This window comes from Pseudomonas sp. TE31087 (assembly GCF_057284075.1).
In genome coordinates this window covers 1988203-2005927 of record NZ_JBXVNN010000001.1, presented here as the reverse complement: position 1 = coordinate 2005927, position 17725 = coordinate 1988203, and the positions used below count along the sequence as shown (strand labels likewise).

The 17725-nt window shown below is 64.7% G+C and carries 16 protein-coding genes; 5 read left to right on the top strand and 11 right to left on the bottom strand.

Annotation, left to right across the window (positions count from 1 at the left end; all coding sequences use genetic code 11):
• The first annotated feature begins 17 nt into the window (after positions 1 to 17).
• On the top strand, positions 18 to 1070 hold the full coding sequence (locus ACZ899_RS08945) for an NAD(P)-dependent alcohol dehydrogenase (RefSeq protein ID WP_234561367.1): 1053 nt from the start codon (positions 18 to 20) through the stop codon (positions 1068 to 1070).
• Between the two features lie 35 nt (positions 1071 to 1105).
• Here the strand turns inward: ACZ899_RS08945 and ACZ899_RS08940 are convergent, their stop codons facing one another.
• A complete protein-coding gene (locus tag ACZ899_RS08940) occupies positions 1106 to 1765 on the bottom strand; it encodes a DUF3313 domain-containing protein (protein WP_234561368.1) in 660 nt (219 codons plus the stop codon).
• Positions 1762 to 2097: a hypothetical protein gene (locus tag ACZ899_RS08935; RefSeq protein WP_234561369.1), complete on the bottom strand. Its 336-nt coding sequence runs from the start codon at positions 2095 to 2097 to the stop codon at positions 1762 to 1764. The genes ACZ899_RS08940 and ACZ899_RS08935 overlap by 4 nt, the downstream gene beginning before the upstream one ends.
• 154 nt (positions 2098 to 2251) lie before the next feature.
• Here ACZ899_RS08935 and ACZ899_RS08930 point away from each other — a divergent pair, with 154 nt between their 5' ends.
• Positions 2252 to 2965, top strand: a complete 714-nt coding sequence (locus ACZ899_RS08930; protein ID WP_232857155.1) for a response regulator — start codon at positions 2252 to 2254, stop codon at positions 2963 to 2965.
• On the top strand, positions 2962 to 4296 hold the full coding sequence (locus tag ACZ899_RS08925) for an ATP-binding protein (protein ID WP_234561370.1): 1335 nt from the start codon (positions 2962 to 2964) through the stop codon (positions 4294 to 4296). Before ACZ899_RS08930 ends, ACZ899_RS08925 begins: the two co-directional genes overlap by 4 nt.
• A 5-nt stretch (positions 4297 to 4301) precedes the next feature.
• Here the strand turns inward: ACZ899_RS08925 and ACZ899_RS08920 are convergent, their stop codons facing one another.
• Both ACZ899_RS08920 and ACZ899_RS08915 read right to left on the bottom strand, forming a co-directional pair.
• On the bottom strand, positions 4302 to 5609 hold the full coding sequence (locus tag ACZ899_RS08920) for a phosphate ABC transporter substrate-binding/OmpA family protein (RefSeq protein ID WP_234561371.1): 1308 nt from the start codon (positions 5607 to 5609) through the stop codon (positions 4302 to 4304).
• A gap of 326 nt (positions 5610 to 5935) precedes the next feature.
• Positions 5936 to 7333: a purine-cytosine permease family protein gene (locus ACZ899_RS08915; protein ID WP_203647185.1), complete on the bottom strand. Its 1398-nt coding sequence runs from the start codon at positions 7331 to 7333 to the stop codon at positions 5936 to 5938.
• Positions 7334 to 7595: 262 nt separating this feature from the next.
• Between ACZ899_RS08915 and ACZ899_RS08910 the strand changes: the two genes are divergently transcribed.
• Entirely contained in the window at positions 7596 to 8483 is an 888-nt protein-coding gene (locus ACZ899_RS08910) for an EamA family transporter (protein ID WP_234561372.1), read from the top strand.
• Between the two features lie 18 nt (positions 8484 to 8501).
• Here the strand turns inward: ACZ899_RS08910 and ACZ899_RS08905 are convergent, their stop codons facing one another.
• The 4 genes from ACZ899_RS08905 to ACZ899_RS08890 form a co-directional block, all read right to left on the bottom strand.
• Complete coding sequence (locus tag ACZ899_RS08905; protein WP_232857107.1) at positions 8502 to 9086, bottom strand: LysE family translocator; 585 nt, start codon at positions 9084 to 9086, stop codon at positions 8502 to 8504.
• 49 nt (positions 9087 to 9135) lie between these two features.
• Complete coding sequence (locus ACZ899_RS08900; RefSeq protein WP_232857106.1) at positions 9136 to 9966, bottom strand: AraC family transcriptional regulator; 831 nt, start codon at positions 9964 to 9966, stop codon at positions 9136 to 9138.
• 77 nt (positions 9967 to 10043) lie between these two features.
• Entirely contained in the window at positions 10044 to 10658 is a 615-nt protein-coding gene (locus ACZ899_RS08895) for a LysE family translocator (RefSeq protein ID WP_234561373.1), read from the bottom strand.
• Between the two features lie 34 nt (positions 10659 to 10692).
• Positions 10693 to 11613 (bottom strand): LysR family transcriptional regulator, encoded by a 921-nt coding sequence (locus tag ACZ899_RS08890; protein ID WP_203647177.1) that lies wholly within the window; start codon positions 11611 to 11613, stop codon positions 10693 to 10695.
• 104 nt (positions 11614 to 11717) lie between these two features.
• Here ACZ899_RS08890 and nfsB point away from each other — a divergent pair, with 104 nt between their 5' ends.
• Positions 11718 to 12371 (top strand): oxygen-insensitive NAD(P)H nitroreductase, encoded by a 654-nt coding sequence (gene nfsB, locus ACZ899_RS08885; protein ID WP_110733882.1) that lies wholly within the window; start codon positions 11718 to 11720, stop codon positions 12369 to 12371.
• Positions 12372 to 12553: 182 nt separating this feature from the next.
• Here nfsB and ACZ899_RS08880 read toward each other — a convergent pair whose 3' ends face one another.
• From ACZ899_RS08880 to ACZ899_RS08870, 3 genes are all read right to left on the bottom strand, one after another.
• Complete coding sequence (locus tag ACZ899_RS08880) at positions 12554 to 13354, bottom strand: DUF6708 domain-containing protein (protein ID WP_234561374.1); 801 nt, start codon at positions 13352 to 13354, stop codon at positions 12554 to 12556.
• Between the two features lie 100 nt (positions 13355 to 13454).
• On the bottom strand, positions 13455 to 14258 hold the full coding sequence (locus tag ACZ899_RS08875) for a DUF6708 domain-containing protein (protein ID WP_234561375.1): 804 nt from the start codon (positions 14256 to 14258) through the stop codon (positions 13455 to 13457).
• Positions 14259 to 14260: 2 nt separating this feature from the next.
• On the bottom strand, positions 14261 to 17419 hold the full coding sequence (locus tag ACZ899_RS08870) for a T6SS effector BTH_I2691 family protein (protein ID WP_485627591.1): 3159 nt from the start codon (positions 17417 to 17419) through the stop codon (positions 14261 to 14263).
• Between the last annotated feature and the right edge of the window lie 306 nt (positions 17420 to 17725).

Sequence of the window (17725 nt, the reverse complement as noted above, 5' to 3'; positions counted from 1 at the left end):
CTTGCACGAGGTGCCCCATGTACACCGCCATCGGTTACGCCGCCCAATCCCCCGCCAGCCCCCTGGCCCCCATGACCTTCCAGCGCCGCAGCCCGCGGCCCGACGATGTGGTCATCGAGATCCTCTACTGTGGCGTGTGCCATTCCGATATCCACCAGGCCCGCAATGAATGGGGCATCGCCGTCTACCCGCTGATGCCGGGCCACGAGATCGTCGGCCGGGTCAGCGCGGTGGGCGCGCAGGTCAGCCGTTACCAGGTCGGTGATCTGGTCGGCGTCGGCTGCATGGTTGATTCCTGCCGCCAGTGCGAGGCCTGTCGCCAGGACGTCGAACAGTACTGCCTGGAAGGCCCGACCATGACCTACGCCACCCCCGACCGGGTCGACGGCGGCAACACGATGGGCGGCTACTCCAGCAGCATCGTGGTCAGTGAGCATTTCGTCCTGCGCATTCCCGAGGGCATGGACCTGGCCAGCGCGGCGCCGATCCTGTGCGCCGGCATCACCACCTATTCGCCCCTCAAGCACCACGGCGTGGGCCCCGGGCACAAGGTGGGCGTGCTGGGCATGGGTGGCCTGGGCCATATGGGCATCAAGCTGGCCAAGGCCCTGGGCGCGCAAGTGACCCTGTTCACCCGTTCCGCGGCCAAGGCCGAGGAAGCCCGTCGCCAGGGCGCCGACCATGTGATCGTCTCCACCGATGCCGAACAGATGCGCAGTGCGGCGGGCCGCTTCGATTTCCTGCTCGATACCATCCCGGTGCAGCACGACCTCAACCCCTACCTGCAAACCCTGAAGTTTGGCGGCGTGCACATCCTGGTCGGGCTGATCGAACCGGTTGATCCACCGGTACATGCGGCCAACCTGGTGATGCAGCGCCGGGTGCTGGCAGGCTCGCTGATCGGCGGTATCGCCGAAACCCAGGAGGTGCTCGACTTCTGCGCCGAGCACGGGATCAGCTGCGATATCGAAAGGCTCGACATCCGTAACATCAACCAGGCCTACGAGCGGATGATCGCCGGCGACGTGAAGTACCGCTTCGTCATCGACATGGCCACGCTCAAGGCCTGACCAGGCGAGCTGGGCTTGTCCTGTGAAGCGTCACGCTACCTGAGCGGTGCCGCATAGCCCTGGCGCAGGTCCACGGCCCAGCCGTCGAGCACGGCCTTGACGTTGTCGGCGGTCATCACCTGGCGGTCGTTGTCCAGCGGTACGCCGGTACCCGTGAGCATCGCCTCGCCGACCACCTTGCCGCTTGCGCCCGCCTCGAACGACAGCTCGCTGGCAATCGCGCTGTCCCGGTCGCGCATGCCCGTGGCGCTGCTCACCCCGGCCGCGACCAGGGTGATCGGCAGCCACTCGTAGAAGCGCAGGCCCTGGGTGTCGGCGCTGATGCGGGTGATGGCCGGCCTGACCACCAGGGTGTTGGGGCCGGGCCGGTCGACCACCGTCATCACCTTGCCCAGTTCGTTGCGCAGTACCGCATCGTAGTAGTGGGTGATGCTGGCGAGGGTGGCCTGGGGGATGCGCGTGCTCGGCTCGGGAGCCGGGTAGAACCGGCTGGGTGCCAGGTAGACCTCGATGTAACGGCCCTTTGGCCATTTCGGGTCGGCCCAGCTGAGCACCGTTGCGCCCGAAGGCGCCTGGTGCGGGGTGAGTAATCCGTAATCCTTGAGGTAGCCGGTCGGTGCCGGCTTGTTGCTGCCGCACGCGGACAGGCCCAGGGTGGACGTCAGCACCAGCGCCATGAGGTGACGCCGGCTCATGGATGGCGCTCCTCCGGGATTGCCGCCTGCCAGGCCTGGGTGCCGACTTCCTGCGAGGAGTGGATGCGCAGTTGCCCGTGGGCCATCAACCAGTGGACCAGGTCGCGAATTGGCACGGTGTGGCTGTACTCGACCCATTCGCCGCTGGCGGGGTCGTAATGCTCGAAGTACCGGCGCAGGGTGATGTAGCCCTGGTTGTCCGCCAGCTCCAGGCTCTCCTGCTGCACGATCAGGGATCCGGTGTGCCCGCGGGTGGTGTTGCGCTGGCTGAGGATCAGGGGCATCGAACCTTCGTGCCCATCGGTGCTGTTGCGGCTGTCGGCTATTGTCATGGGAAGCCCTCGGTGATGGAAGGCTGGCAGGGTGAAGGGTTATCGTTGCCAGGTGATGTCCGCTTTGTGTCGTGCATGACGAAATGTTGCGCGATTGAAATAAATGACCCGCGTGGCGCAATGGTTTTAGATACGCCTTTTTTCCCGGATCGGTATCACCGTGAGCAGACTGTTGATCGTCGATGACGACGTCGAAATCCTCGCCTTGCTGAAGCAGTTCTTCGTCCAGCACGGCTACGAGGTGGACCTGGCCGCCGAGGGGCAGGCGATGTGGGCCGCCATCGCCCGGCAGCGCCCGGATGCGATCATCCTCGACCTGATGCTGCCCGGCGAAAGTGGCCTGGGCCTGTGTCAGAAGCTGCGTGCGCAGCTTGGCGTGCCGGTCATCATGCTCACCGCCATGGCCGAGCTGAGCGACCGCATCATCGGCCTGGAACTGGGCGCCGACGATTACCTGACCAAGCCGTTCGATCCACGTGAACTGCTGGCCCGCCTGCGCGCCGTGCAGCGCCGGGTTGGTGAACAGCCACCGCGGGGCGAGGCGGCGCGACCGGTGATCGGTTTCGCCGGTTGGCAGCTGGACATCACTTGCCGCGAGCTGCGCTCGCCCGAGCGGGTGATGGTGCCGCTGTCCGGCGCCGAGTTCGACCTGCTGGTGGTGTTTCTCGAGCACCCGCAGCGCATCCTCACCCGCGAGCAGTTGATCGACCTGACCCGTGGCCACGGCCATGACGCCTTCGACCGCAGCATCGACGTGCAGGTCAGCCGTCTGCGGCGCAAGATCGAGCCCGACAGCAAGCGCCCGGACCTGATTCGCACCGTGCGCAATGGCGGCTACCTGTTCAGCGCCACGGTGACCCGCTCGTGATCCGTCGCCTGCTGGGTCGCGACACTCTGCGCAAGCGCATCGCCCTGACCATTTTCACCGCATTGCTTGCCTCGCTGGCGTTCAATGCCCTGTTCGTCCAGGTTGCCGGCAGCTGGGCACGCCCGCCCATCGAACGCACCGGCCTGCTCGAGCAGATAGCCGTGACCACCCGGGTGATCGAGACCGCGCCGGCGACGCTGCGCGGGCAACTGGCCGAGGCGGCGAGCACGCCAACGCTGCGGGTGACCTGGAGTACCCGGCGTGACGACTTTGGCCTGCCTGGCCCGGGCACCATGCTCAATTCCGGGCAGGTGCCGGCGATGGCCCAGTTGCTGGGGCCCTCGCGGCCGATCGAAGTGTACAACCCGGATGACTGGCCCATGGGCAGCGCCGAGGCGCACTACGTGGCGCTGGTCGCGCTGGCTGATGACAGCTGGCTGCTGTTCGTGCCGCCGGAGCGCAGCTGGGGCATGAGCGCGACGGCGCGCCTGGCGGTGGTCATCGGTCTGGGGCTGGTGGCGACGTTGCTGGTGGCCTGGCTCGCCACCCGCCAGCTGGCCGCGCCGCTGCAACGCTTCGCCAGTGCGGCGCGGCGTTTCGGCGGTGACCTGCAGGCGCCGCCCATCGCCAGCGAGGGCCCCGAGGAAATCCGCCAGGCAATCATCGCCTTCAACACCATGCAGGCGCAGATCCAGCACTTCCTCCGCGAGCGCACCCACATGCTCGCGGCCATCTCCCACGACCTGCGCGCGCCGTTGACGCGCATGCGCCTGCGCAGCGAGTTCATGGAGGACCTGGACCACCAGCGCAAGCTGATCCGCGACGTCGACGAGATGCAGACGATGATCAACGAGGCCCTGGCGTTTTTCCGCGAGGGCACGCAACTGGAGCAGCGCACGGCCTATGATTTGTCGGAGCTGTTGCAGACCCTGGTTGACGACTACCGCGACCAGCACCTTGACATCGCCTTCAAGGGCCCGGCGCACCTGGTGCATGACGGCCGCCCGCTGGCGACCAAGCGGGTGGTCGTCAACCTGGTGGAAAACGCCATGAAGTATGCCCGCGATCCGCAGATAACGCTGCGCCGCGCCGCTCACCTGATCGTCATCGAGGTTCGCGACAGCGGGCCAGGTATTCCCGAGGAGGCCCTGCAGCAGGTGTTCGAGCCGTTCTACCGGCTGGAGGGCTCGCGCAACCGCGATACCGGCGGCGTCGGCCTCGGCCTTTCGGCCGCCCGTGCCAGCGTGCGCGAGCAGGGCGGCGAGCTGACCCTGCGCAATCGCGTTGGCGGTGGGCTGGTGGCGCGGATCGAACTGCCCGATGGCGGCTGAGCGGGTCAGTACACCCAGACCTCGACCCGGCGGTTGCGCAGGCGCCCCTGCTCCAGGTCGTTGCCGGCCACCGGCAGTTCGTCGCCCATGCCCACCACGTCCCTGACCTGCACCCCGGCGCGGGCCAGCTCGCGGCGCACCGCCATGGCCCGCAGGCGCGACAGCAGCGCGGCGCGGCCCGGTGTCTCCTTGGGATCGCCGAAGCCCACCAGCACCACCTTGCCCTGTAGCTTGCCGGCCTGGCGCAGGTAGTCGCCGACCCGCTGCACATCGCGCAGGGCCTTGTTGTCGAGGCCGGCGCTGCCTTCCTGGAAGCGGAAGTTCACGCTCAGGCGCTGGGCCTCGCCGGCCAGTGTCCGATAGCGTGGCGGCATGTCGCCCTGGGCCGCGATCTGCTGTGGCTTGATCTGCTGGGAAACGAAACCCTGCTCGGCGACGATGGCCTGGCCGGCGGGACTTTGGGCAAACTCGGCGAGCGCCTTGGCCAGCGGCGTGGGGTGGGCGGGGAGGTAGAAGAACAGGCGACGCGACAGCGGGTAGTCCTCGCTGGCCACCAGGGCACGGCTGGGTGGCAGCGCCGGTGCATCGCCCTCGGCCACGGCCAGTGCCTTGGCCCGGTGGACCGTGGCCAGGCCGCTGAAGCCGATGGCCTGGCGGTCGGCCATGACCTGGGCGGCCAGTTCGTCGGCGGACTCGAAGCGCCGCGCCTGGGTGGTCAGTGCCGCTTGCTGAGGGGCAAGTACCAGGGCCTTGAAGGTTTCGAAGGTGCCGGAGCGATCATCGCGGGCATACAGGTGGATCGCCCCGCCGGGCACGCCCAGCTGTTCCCAGCGCTGCAGCTGGCCGGAGAACACCTGGGCCAGTTGCTCGGTGCTCAGTTGCGTGAGCGGGTTGTTCGGGTGGACGATCACCGCCACGCCATCCAGGCCGATCACCTGTTCCGAGCCCGCGCTGCGCAGGTTGCCCAGGGCCTGCAACTGTTGCGCCTCGCTGTCGCTGATCGGCCGCGAGGCCGCGGCCAGGTCGGCCTCGCCCCGGGCCAGCGCGGCAAAGCCGGTGCTGGTGCCGTGGGCGGCAATGTCGATGCGCACGGGCTGGCCGTCCGGATCGCGGGCGTGGACCTCGGTCTCGTTGGCCGTGGCGCCGGGCCGGTGCTCGATGGCGCTTGCGCCCTGAGCCTGCAGCAGCCCCTGCACCAGGGCCGGGCCAAGGGCCGCGCCGATGGTGTTGGAGCCCTGGATACGCAGTTGCGCGGGCCCGGCGCAAGCCAGGCCCGGGAGCAGGCACAGCAGAAGGAGAAGCAGGCGAGGCATGCCGAAGACCCGTGGCACAGAGTTGCGCCGCAGATTACGACAGTTGCTTGACCGAAAGATGACAGTGTCCCGTAAGAGATCGCCCAGCCTATCTGGCTGGGCCGGCGGGCAGAGAACCTGTGGGAGCGGGTTTACCCGCGAAGCCGACACCGTGGTGGATGGCACGGGCTTCGCCCGTGTTCGCGGGCAAGCCCGCTCCCACAGGGATCGCGCCAGATTCTAAAAGTTAGCAAGACAGTTGCTCCCACAGGGACACCATTTCATGTGCGACAGCCCAGCCCGAGGGGCTGGGCGATCTCATGCAGGATATGTGTGAGCAACCCGGCTCAGCGCCCCTCCGGCACGATGATCCCGGCCGGCGCCTCGGCCGCCCGGCGGCGGGCCACGCAGTAATACAGCACGCTCGGCACCACCAGGCCGATCAGCCACGACACGTCCACGCCGCCCAGGTGCGCGACCATGGGCCCGGTGTACAGCTTGGTGTCGATGAACGGCATCTGCACCAGCACGCCGAAGGTGTACACGCCGATGCCCGGCCAGTTCCAGCGCCCGTAACGGCCGTCAGGGTCGGCCAGTGCCGGGATGTCGTAGCGTTCCTTGGTGATGAAGTAGTAGTCCACCAGGTTCACCGCGCTCCACGGCACGAAGAAGGTCAGCAGGAACAGGATGAACGACTTGAACGCGCTGAGGAACGAATGCTGGCCGAGCAGGGCGACCAGGGTCGCGGCGCCGACGATGCCGAGCACGAACACCAGTCGCTGTACCCGACTGATCTGCAGGTGACCCCGGAAACCACTGATGATCGTGGCGATGCACATGAAGCTGCCGTAGCTGTTGAGGGTGGAGATGGTCACCTTGCCGAAGGCGATGCAGAAGTACAGCAGCGCCGCCGTGGTGCCGGCGCCGCCCAGGCCGACGATGTAGGCTACTTCGCGCCCGGAGAACTGGCCGCCGGCGATGGCCGCGGCGAACACGCCGAGGATCATCGAGGCCTGGGCGCCGATCACCGAGCCCAGGCCGGCGGCGAGGAAGGTCTTGAGCGGCGAGGTATGGCTGGGCAGGTAGCGCGAGTAGTCGGCCACGTACGGGCCGAAGGCGATCTGCCAGGACGCCGCCAGCGACACCGCCAGCAGGAAGCTGGCCCAGCTGAAGTGGCGGTTGTCGAGCAGCTGGCCGATGTCGGCGAGCATCAGGATGCGGCTGAACAGGTAGACGAAGGCGATGATCCCCAGCACGCTGGCCACCCGACCGATCCAGTGAATCACCCGGTAGCCGGCCAGGGTCGCCAGCACGATCACCCCGGCGAAGATCAGAATGCCGGCGCTGTCGCTGATGCTCAGCAACTGGCCGATGGCCTGGCCGGACAGCACCGTGCCGGTGGCGGTGAAGCCCAGGTACATCAGGCACACCAGGGCCATGGGGATGGCCGCGCCGTACACGCCGAACTGCACCCGGCTGGAGATCATCTGCGGCAGCCCCAGGCGCGGCCCCTGGGCGGCGTGCAGGGCCATCACCGCGCCGCCGACCAGTTGCCCGAGAAGCAGGCCGATCAACGACCAGAACACATCGCCGCCCAGCACCACGGCCAGGGCGCCGGTGACGATCGCGGTGATCTGCAGGTTGGCTCCCAGCCACAGGGTGAATTGGCTGTAGACGCGTCCATGGCGTTCAGACTCGGGAATGTAGTCGATCGAGCGGCGCTCGATCACGGGTTTGCTGGACATCGGGGAGGGCTCCGCTTCGTTGTTTTTGTGAAAGGCGGCGGCTATCGGCGGGACGCAGGGCGGATGGCCGAAGCCCGATATGAGCATGTATATACAAGTCTGGTCAAGTGAAGCTTGCGCAGGGTTTTCATGAGTGTTCCGCAGCCATCACAGCCGACTGTTGCGCAAGGCTGGCGCGCAACTGTGCTGGTCCGAGGCGGCGCGATGCCCTTATGCTGTAACCAAATATGTATATAACAAGCCTGAAGAAGGAATGCGTGCCATGCCACTCAAGGACCTGCTGATCGCCCTGGTGGTGATCATCGCCTGGGGCGTCAATTTTGTGGTCATCAAGGTCGGCCTCGACGGCCTGCCGCCGATGCTGCTGGGGGCATTGCGCTTTCTGCTGGTGGCCTTCCCGGCGGTGTTCCTGATCAAGCGCCCGAACCTGCCCTGGCGCTGGCTGATCGCCTACGGCGCGACCATCTCCCTGGGCCAGTTCGCCTTTCTGTTCCAGGCCATGGCCAGTGGCATGCCGCCGGGGCTGGCTTCGCTGGTGCTGCAGTCCCAGGCGTTCTTCACCCTGGGCTTTGCCGCGCTGTTCCTCGGCGAGCGGCTGCGCCTGGCCAGCGTGCTGGGCCTGCTGGTGGCCGCCGGCGGCCTGGCGGTGATCGGCAGCGAGGACAACGGCCACGTGCCGTTGCTCGCACTGGTGCTGACCCTGTGCGGCGGCGCCATGTGGGGCATGGGCAACATCATCACCCGGCGCTTCGGCAAGGTCGACCTGGTCGCCCTGGTGATCTGGGGCGGGCTGATCCCGCCGCTGCCGTTCCTGGCGCTGTCCTGGTGGCTGGAAGGGCCCGAGCGCATCGGCCATGCCCTGGCCAACATCGGCTGGAGCTCGGTGCTGGCCCTGGCCTACCTGGCCTTCGTCGCCACCATGGTCGGCTACAGCCTGTGGAGCACCCTGTTGTCGCGCCACCCGGCGGGCAAGGTGGCGCCGTTCTCGCTGCTGGTGCCGGTGGTCGGCCTGAGCTCCTCGGCCGTGTTGCTGGGCGAGCGCCTGAGCGAGGCCCAGGGCTGGGGCGCGCTGCTGGTGATGCTCGGGCTGCTGATCAATGTGTTCGGGCCGCGCCTGGGGCTGCGTCTGCGCGCGGCTACCGCGCGCTGAAGGCCGATGCCCGCCGCGTCACACCAGCAAGGCCGACCACGCCGACACCAGCAGCAGGCCGGCGAGGCCCTGATTGAACACCCGCAGCGCCTGGGGCGAACGTAACCAGCGGGCGCTGCCGATGCCCATCAGCGCCCACGCGGTCATGCTCGGCAGGGCGATCAGCAGGAACACCAGGCTCAACCACCACATCGGCAGTGCCGGGCCGGCGAACAGGCCGACCATTGCCACCGCCGTCACCCACACCTTGGGGTTGACCACCTGCAGGGTCGCCGCGCTCAGCGGGTCCAGGCCGCTATCGCTGCCCGCCTGCAGCGGCGCACCGGCGCTGCGCAGCATCTTCCAGGCCAGCCAGCTGAGCCACAGGGCGCCCACCCAACTCATGGCCTGCTGCGCCAGCGGGTAGCGCAGCAGCACCTCGCCCAGCCCCAGGCCCACCAGCAGCACCACTGCCGCCGCCGCGCAGCAGGCCGTCACGATCGGCGCCAGGCTGGCGCGCAGGCCGCGCCTGGCTCCGTGGGCGAGAATCAGCAGGTTGGTCGGCCCGGGGCTGATGCTGGCGGCCAGGGCGAACAGGATGAAGGGCAACAGCGTGTGTGACATGGTCAAGGCTCCGAGTGATCGAAGCGCCATGGTCGCGGCGAGCGCCGGTTCAGTCTGGAAGGTTTGAGCAGCGCTTGCGGTAATCCGCCGGGGTCAGTCGGTAGGCGCGGCGGAACCAGCGGCCCAAGTGGCTCTGGTCGGCAAAGCCCAGGGAGGTGGCGACGCTGGCCGGCGTTTCACCCAGGGCCAGCCGCCGCCGTGCACGGGCCAGGCGCAGCTGGATCAGGTAGGCATGCGGCGCCAGGCCGAAAGCCGCCTTGAACGCCCGGGTCAGGCGGAAGCGGTCGACGCCGCACACCTGCGCCAGCTCGACCAGGCCGATGTCCTGGTCCAGGTGTGCGTGCAGGTAATCGCGGGCGACCTGGGCGCACAACGGCAAGCGTGGATCGGGGTCCAGGCGCTTGCGCCAGTGCAGGTGGCCGGTGAGGCAGGCCAGCAGGTCGTCCAGGGCGGTCTGGCGGACGATGCGCAGGTCGTTGTAATGCACCGTCTCGAAGGCCCGGGCGGTGGCCCCGGCCAGGCGCGGATCCTGGTGCAGCAGGGTGCCGAAGCTGGGCAAGGCGCCCGAGGGCGCGTGTTCGAACAGGGCGCGCAGCTCGGTTTCCAGCCAGTTGGCATCCAGGTACAGGGTCGAGTAGGTGAAACCCTCAACGGTGGGTGCATGGCCGTCGTGCAGGTCGCCCGGCTCGAGCACGAACACCTGGCCGGGGGTGCTGTTGTGGCGTGCGCGGCGGCAGTTGAATTGCTGCACGCCCTGTTCGGTCACCCCGACCAGGAAGCTGTCGTGCCAGTGCGGGTCGTAGGCATGGCCGGTGAAATGGGCGCGGACCGACTCGATGCCGGTGTCGGCGTCCTGTCTGAGGTCGATCCAGTTGCTCATGGGCGCGGGCCGTGTGGGTGTCGGTAGACGACCTTAACGCAGAAACGGCCCGGGCGTTTAGAACGATTGTGCAGCCGTCAGCGCTGGGCGAATGCCAGGTTGATGCCGAGCCCGGCGAACGAGGCGGCGAAGCTGCGCCGTAGCCAGGCCTGTACCTGGGGCGAGTCGATCACGGCGCGGCGGAACAGGTGGGCGAGCAGGCCGTAGATCACGAAGACGACAAAGGTCATGGCCATGAACACCGCACTCAGGCCGAGCATCTGCACGGTCGCGGAACCGGCCTGGGGGCTGATGAACTGCGGCAGGAAGGCGAGGAAGAACAGCGTCAGCTTGGGGTTGAGGATGTTCAGCAGGCAGGCCTTGAGCACCAGTTGGCCGGCCCTGGCTGGGGCGGCCTGGGTGTCCACGGCGAAGGCCGCGCGGTCGCGCCAGGTGGCGTAGGCCAGGTACAGCAGGTAGGCGACGCCGGCGAACTTCAGGCCCTGGAAGGCCAGGGCGCTGGTGTGCAGCAAGGCCGAAAGGCCCAGCACCGAGGCCAGCAGGTGCGGGACGATACCCAGGGTGCAGCCGGTGGCGGTCCACAGGCAGGCGCGGCGCCCGGCCACCAGGGCGCTGGAGACGGTGAGGATGACCCCGCTGCCGGGAATCAGCACGATGATCAGCGCGGTAACGAGAAACTCCAGGCTCGGCATGAATGACAGCTCCTTGCAGTTGGGGGTGGATGCACTATACGCCCGGCGACAGCGGCTGCAACATGCCCTCCGGGCGCAGCGTGGCGAAGCGCTCGCGCAGCCACAGGTGCAGCTGGGCCACCGCCGGGGTGAGCTGCTTGCGGTGCGGGCATACCAGGGTCACCGGGGTCAGCTCGCCGGGGTGTTCGGGCAGCAGGACCTCCAGCTCGCCGGCGGCAACATTGGCGCTGACATCCAGCCACGACTTGTAGACGATGCCTTCGCCTTCCAGCGCCCAGCGCCGCACCACGTCGGCGTCGTCGCTGAACAGCGGCCCGCGCACCTGCACGGTGCGGTTGCCCAGCCGCCATTTGTCGTAGACCCGGCTCTGTTGCAGGTACAGCAGGCAGTCGTGCTGCTGCAGGTCGTCGGGGCTGTCCGGCCGGCCATGGCGGGCCAGGTAGTCGGGCGAGGCCACCAGCACCCGACGGTTCCACGGTGCCAGGGGCAGGGCAATGTAGTTGGCGTCCTCGTTCTGGCCGTAGCGGATAGCGACATCCACCGGGTCGCGGTAGAGGTCGGCCAGTTGGTCGGAGAGAAAGAAGCGCAGGCCGAGCCCCGGATGCTCGCGACGAAACGCGCTGAGCCAGGGCCGCAGCAGGTTGCGCCCCATGTCTGATGGTGCCGCCACCTGCAGCACGCCGCGCAGGCAACTGTGGCTGCCGTGCAGGTCCTCGCGGCCCTGGCGCAGGGCATCGAGCACGCGCTGGGCGGTGGGCAGGTACAGCTCGCCCTCGGCGGTCAGGCGCAGGCTGCGGGTGGTGCGGGCGAACAGGCGCACATCCAGTTCGCGTTCCAGGCGCTTGATCGCAGCCGCCACCTGGCCGGGCAGCAGGTCGGCCTCGTGGGCCGCAGCGGTAAAGCTGCCCAGGGCGCTGGCACGGGCGAACAGTTCGAGATCGTTGATGCGCAGCATTTTCACTCCAGGGATGAAAGTGTTGCTGCATTGTGCTGGTTTTTCTTTGCCGCCGGGAAGATAAGATGCGGCTCATTCACGATCCCTTTGAGGAATTGCCGTAGATGGATACCGTTGCCCTCGCCAAACGCCGTTACACCACCAAAGCCTACGACGCCAGCCGCAGGATTCCCCAGGCCACCATCGATGCGTTGCTCGAGCAGCTGCGCCACAGCCCGTCCTCGGTCAACTCGCAGCCCTGGCACTTCGTCGTGGCCGACAGCGCCGAAGGCAAGGCGCGCCTGGCCAAGGCCACCGATGAGCGTTTCGCCTACAACAGCCCGAAGCTGCGCGACGCCTCCCATGTGATCGTGTTCGCCGCCCGCACCAACATGACCGAAGCCCACCTGCAGGCGGTGCTGGCGCAGGAGGCCGCCGACGGGCGCTTCCGTACCGAACAGGCCCGTGACGGCCAGGACCAGACCCGCCGCGGCTACGTCGACCTGCACCGCCATGACTTCAAGGACCTGCAGCACTGGATGGAGAAGCAGGTCTACCTGGCCCTGGGCACCGCACTGCTGGGCGCCGCCGCCCATGGCCTGGACGCCACGCCGATCGAAGGCTTCGACGCCAAGGCCCTGGACGCCGAACTGGGCCTGCGCGAGCAGGGCTTCACCAGCGTGGTGCTGCTGAGCCTGGGCTATCGCAGCGAGGAGGATTTCAATGCCGGGCTGAGCAAGTCGCGGTTGGCGGCGGCGGAGGTGTTTACTTTTCTGTGATTGACGGTAGGTAGTCCCGCTTAACTGGGGCAGCGTTGCAGCCAGTAATGCTGACGGTGAGCGGGCTTCTTCGATGCGACTCGACTAGCCAGCTCGGATCACCTTCTATCATGACGCCGCCAAGGCTCCTCGTGTCTCCCTGGCGTGGCACCAGTCTCGATGATCGACGAAGACGACAGGCTTCATGGCAACTCAGCCAGTGGAGCGGTTTGTGGAGCCGTTCGCGATTCGCGGTCTATCGCTTCTGGCCACTTGACCTCTGCTCCCAGACGCTTGGCGAACTGATACCAGAGCAGAAGGTTGTGATCTTCATTGTGTGGGGCAGGTGAAACAGCATCGAGACCATGTTGCATGTAAGTGCAGATGTAGGCCCAGATGGACTCTTCCCCGTACGTATTACTCAAAGAGAACCGGTCGATGACCTTGTTGGTGCCCGGTTCGACGACGGACAACATGATCCCTGTCTTCACGAGGTGCGAGCCTTGGTGGGTGACAGCCTGTTTTCTCCAACGTTCGGCGCGTAAATCCTTCCAGTCGTAGCTGACGATTTTTATTGGCCATGGGATGAAAGGGTTCCACCAACAGAAAGTAAAGTTGTAAGCGTAGATTTTTTGACGGGCCCGGTTGAATCGTATGGGTTCGTCGCGGGGGGCGGAGCGGATTGGGCGAGCAAATGAGGTTGTCTGCCAGGTTGCGAATAATAGTGCTGCAAATCCAATAGGTAAGAAGTTGTAAGCGCTGTCCTGGATGCTGTCTGTTATTATTGTTATAGCTATAAATATTGAAAGTATGCTGGGCGGCAGGCATAGAAATAGCAGTCCCCCTGTGTTGACCGAGTTTCGAGGTATTTCTAGATAGATGTTGTCTTGATAGTTGGAGATTATTAGGTTGGGAGAAGGCTCGATTCTACGGGGCGACCCCGGAGGATTGAAGTCTTCTTTCCAGCCAGAGCACGGAGGAACTAGGGCAGGCCTATTTTTCATGGTTGTCTCGTTATGTCCAATTGTGCTTTTTTGTAGTGTTGACTAAGGTTTTGGCGCTATTTTGTCGGACCAGTAACTAATATTCAGATAAAGGCATGTTTCATGACAACGCCACCTTTACAGGTGGAGTGGCCTGCGGGGCGGTTCGAGATTCGTGGTCTATCTTCTTAGGCCACTTAACCTCTGGCGCCAGACGCATGGCGAACTGGCACCAGAGGAGATCGTTGTGATCTCTGTTGAGAGGGGCGGGTGGAACAGCGGAGAGGCCATGTTGCATGTAAGTGCATATATAGGCCCAAACTGACTCTTCATCAACCAGGTTGGTTAAAGGGAATCGGTCGATGACTTTGTTTGTGCCCGACTCCACGATTGACAGCATGATCCCGACCTTTACGACGTGCGAACCCTGATGCGTGACGCCCTGCTTTTTCCAGCGCTCAGCGCGTACATCTTTCCAATCGTAGCTGACTGTTTTTACTGGCCATGGAATGAAAGGGTTCCACCAGCAGTAAGAAAAATTGTAAGCGTAGATTCTTTGTCGGGCGCGGTTAAATCGTATCGGTTCATCACGTGGAGTGAGGCGAAGTAGGCGTAGAAATAGAGTTGTTTGCCAGATTGCAATCAATAGTATGATTAGCCCGATGAGAAAAAATGTGTAATTTCTATCGGTCAGGCTTTCCAGTAGTATGTCTGGGAGTAGTATTAACGCAGGGAGGCTTGTTGGGATGCATATGAATAGCAATCCTCGCATGTTTAGGGAGTGTCGGGAAGTTTCTAAATAAGTGTCTTCCTGGTGGTTTGCATTTACTAATCCGGGGTTAGGCTTGACCTTGGGAAGGTCGTTTGGACGATTGAAGTCCTCTTTCCAGCCTGGGCATGGAGGAATTAGGGCGGGTCGTTTCATTTTTATCTCCTTGTATCTAGTTTGTCTTGTTTTTTTACTAGTCTCGCTAGGTTTGTGCTGTCGTTCTTGTCAGGCCAATAGCTGACTGTTAACTCAAAAGCGTCGATGGTTTTTGAGTTCGCAGTTGATGTGCTTCCTTCTATTCTTAGGGTCTTTCCTTGTTGAGAACTATCCTCTGGGTTGCCAGTGTTCTCATATGACTCGGTTTTTTCCTTATCGCTGTCTCCTGAGTACACGGTCGGTACTGTGTTTCTACCCGGTGAATAAACTATCAGCTTCCATTCGTATCTTGCCTGTCCGTGAACAAAGTTAGGAATGGTGATTGTGTAGTTCAGGCGTGTTTCGAGTGGGACCGAGAAGCTGTCCCTGAGCGTAACGAACGGCTCTATCGTTTTCGGAGGGTGTGTTTCTTTGAATGTTATGTCTATTGAGGCATGCGCAGTGATGCCTAATAAGGCTGCGTTGAGAGCACCTATAGCGTTGTCGTTGTCTTCTGCTACTTGCCATTCACGATGTGACACCGGCAGCCCCCACCTGGACTGGCGTGCCCAGATTTCCAGTGGGGACGATTCGTTTTTTTTAGCGATTGTTGCAAACGTGTAGGCCGTTAGTGAAAGTGCTAGTGCTATTCCTACAGGCCCTAGGAAACCAGATCCGAATATAAGCGTGCTTACTCCTGCTCCTGCTGATAGGAGTGAAATAAATCCAGCTGCGGTATAGAAATTCTTCGATGGTTTGTCTTTCTGGGAAGCTGTTCGTTGAGCGGCTAATAAATAATTAGCCCCATCTGCAATACCGGCCACGGCAGCAATGGCACCACCGTACTTCACCAGTTGCGTCCCCTGCATCAATGTCGAACCCGCCGTCACGGCGGCCCGGGCAGGCCGCAATATCTCGATCGCTTTCCCTGTCGCTTCAATACTCAACCCCAAAACCCCAATGGACGACGACCACACCGCTGCCAGCGCTTCGGCCTCCGCATTGCCTGGGGTCGCGTTCAGCGCGTCATGATTCCTGCGCAGGCTGTCCTGCTGGAACCACAACCCACCCAGGCTCAACATCAAGTCCGCGCGGCCCGGCCCCAGGCCAGACAAGCCACTGCGCAGATTGCCCATGGCTTCACGGGCCAGGGCGCGGGTCTGCTCCGCGCTCAGGCTGAGCAGGCGCAGGCTGTGGGCGGCCTGGTATTGCAGGCTGTCTGCCCCTATGCGCACGCTGCGCAACGCCTCGCCAGCGCCGGTACCCGCGCTGGCCTGCAGGTGCTGCAACCGGGCCTGCAGGTCCTCGGCGCTCTCCATAGTCCAGAGCACCAGCTCCACGACCTTGCCGTGCTTGCCGGACACCGCCGCGGTGATGGCGCCGCTGAGCAGCATGGCGTTGACCTTGTGCGCGGCGGGTTTGCGAAAGGCCTGGTCCAGCTGGCCCAGCAGCGCATCGGTGCGCGCCTGCAGGCCTTCGTTGAGCAGCTTCAGGTATTCGCCTGCCCTGAGCGGCACGACGAGTTGCGTCATGTGCTGCCCGGCAAAACGCAGCAGCGCCGCGCTGTGCACGTAGCCGATCATCTGCCGGGCGCCGGCGGACAGGTGTTGGTGGAGGGTGTTGCCGGCATTGGCGGTGGCGGCGAGCAGCTGGCCGATGGCGTCGCGCACCGGCTTGACCATCAACTGCTGGCCCTCATAGCTGGTGGTAAGGCCCTTGACCGTGTCGTAGACCTTGCTCAGGTCCTGGCTGGTCAAGGCCTCCAGCAGTTGCCGGAGCAGCCCTTGGTGCTTGGCGACCAGGGCCTGGTACAGCAGGCTGTCGGGGTTTTCCAGTTCCTGTTGCCACAGCCGTTGGCTCGCGCCGAGCGCGGCGCCGTCCTGTGGTTGGTTTTCGCTGGGACCTCCATACAGGCAGGTGCCCATCATGCGCACGAAGTACTCCGTCGAGCGCCAGTCGATGGCGCTGTAGTCGTTGTAGGCGATGCGTTGAAACGCCGGGGCGGCGTAGAGCTCGGCATACAAGGTGGCCAGCTGGTCGATCAGCTGTTGGCGGTTGTGCAGTTCGGTCTCGTAGGCGCTGGCGAAGGCGCTGCGTTCGCCCTCGTCGTAGCGTTCCTCGAAGCGCTCCCGTGCCTCCTGCTGCTTGCGTTCGATCCGGCGCGGCAACTGGGCCTCGACATCCACGGCGGGGAGGGGGGCCTTGGCGGCGAGCAGGGGCCTGCTGTTCCAGCGCTCGACCTCGCGTGCTTCTCGCTCGACTTCGGCGGCGGCCTCGCCGGCGGCCAGCGTGGCGTTCAGCTCGCGGATGCCGAGCAGGGCCAGGGAGGTGAAATGCTCAAAGTGCCGTTGCGGCTCGGCGCGCCAGACCTGCAGGGCCTGGACCCAGGCGAGGCGTTGCGCGTTGCACTCCTGGACCATGCCGACGGGGTCTGGCACCGTCAGCGCGAGCACGCCATCGGCGAGCTCTTCGCGTTGTATCAGGGCAGCGATGTACGTGCGTGTGGCCGCCAGGCGCTCGAGGCGAGGGTAGAAGCCATGGACGCTGGTGAAGGGGCCGGTGCTTGGCACGGCATATTCCAGGACCTCGTCGAGTTGCAGGCGGTCTGCGTGCATGGCCCGTCCCACGCTGCCGGGCGCTTCGCGGGCCGCTTTAAGGTCGAGAGCCTGGAAGCGGCTGGTGAGCTCGGGGTCGTTGTTCGCGATGGCATGTTTGTACTGGTCCAGCACGGGCTTGGGCCAGGGGTCGTTGGCGAAGGCGATCCAGGCGGTCGAGTACAGCAGGGTGTTGATGTTGATGAACGACGCGATGACATCGTGATGTTCTTGCCGGCAGGCCGTGGACAAGGGGTTGCCGGCTTGCGGGGGTGGCTGGAAGGCCGGGAACTGGCGCAGTGCCCCTTCGGGGGTGACCTGGTAGGCGTGCCAGACCCGTTGGTCGAGCAGCACGTAGACATAGCCCTGGCGCAGGATGCGCAACTGTTCGTTGTGCATGGGGATGCCGGCGATACCGTTGTAGTTGGGCAGGTTGCGCGTGCTCAGGGTCTTGGGGCTGGGGGCGTAGGCGGTCCGCAGCAGGAGGATGGGCAAGCCGATACGCTGGCAGGCGGAACAGCGGGGCTTGGGGACGGGGATGGCTTGGCGTTGTGCGTCCAGGATGGATTGACTGAGGCTGAGGGTCATGGATAGCTCCGAGACTGGGGCAGCGCGGCGACGACTTTGGAGCAGTCGTGCTGGATGGCCGGTTTGTCGAGCTGATGGCCGAGAGCCTCGTCGGGGCTGTTGATTACCTGCTGAAGTGGTCCGGGGGAATTTCGCATAAGGTCCTCGCTGGCAATGGCCGTACCGTCGTGCAGGCCCGTGGCTGGCTGTTGAAGCCAGCCACGGGCGACGTTACGCAGACCTGAAACACTAGCGAGGAACGGATTGTGGGTGGTCGACAGTGCTTCCCAAATCCGCGTAGGACGTTTCTCTGATTTTCCTTTTCAG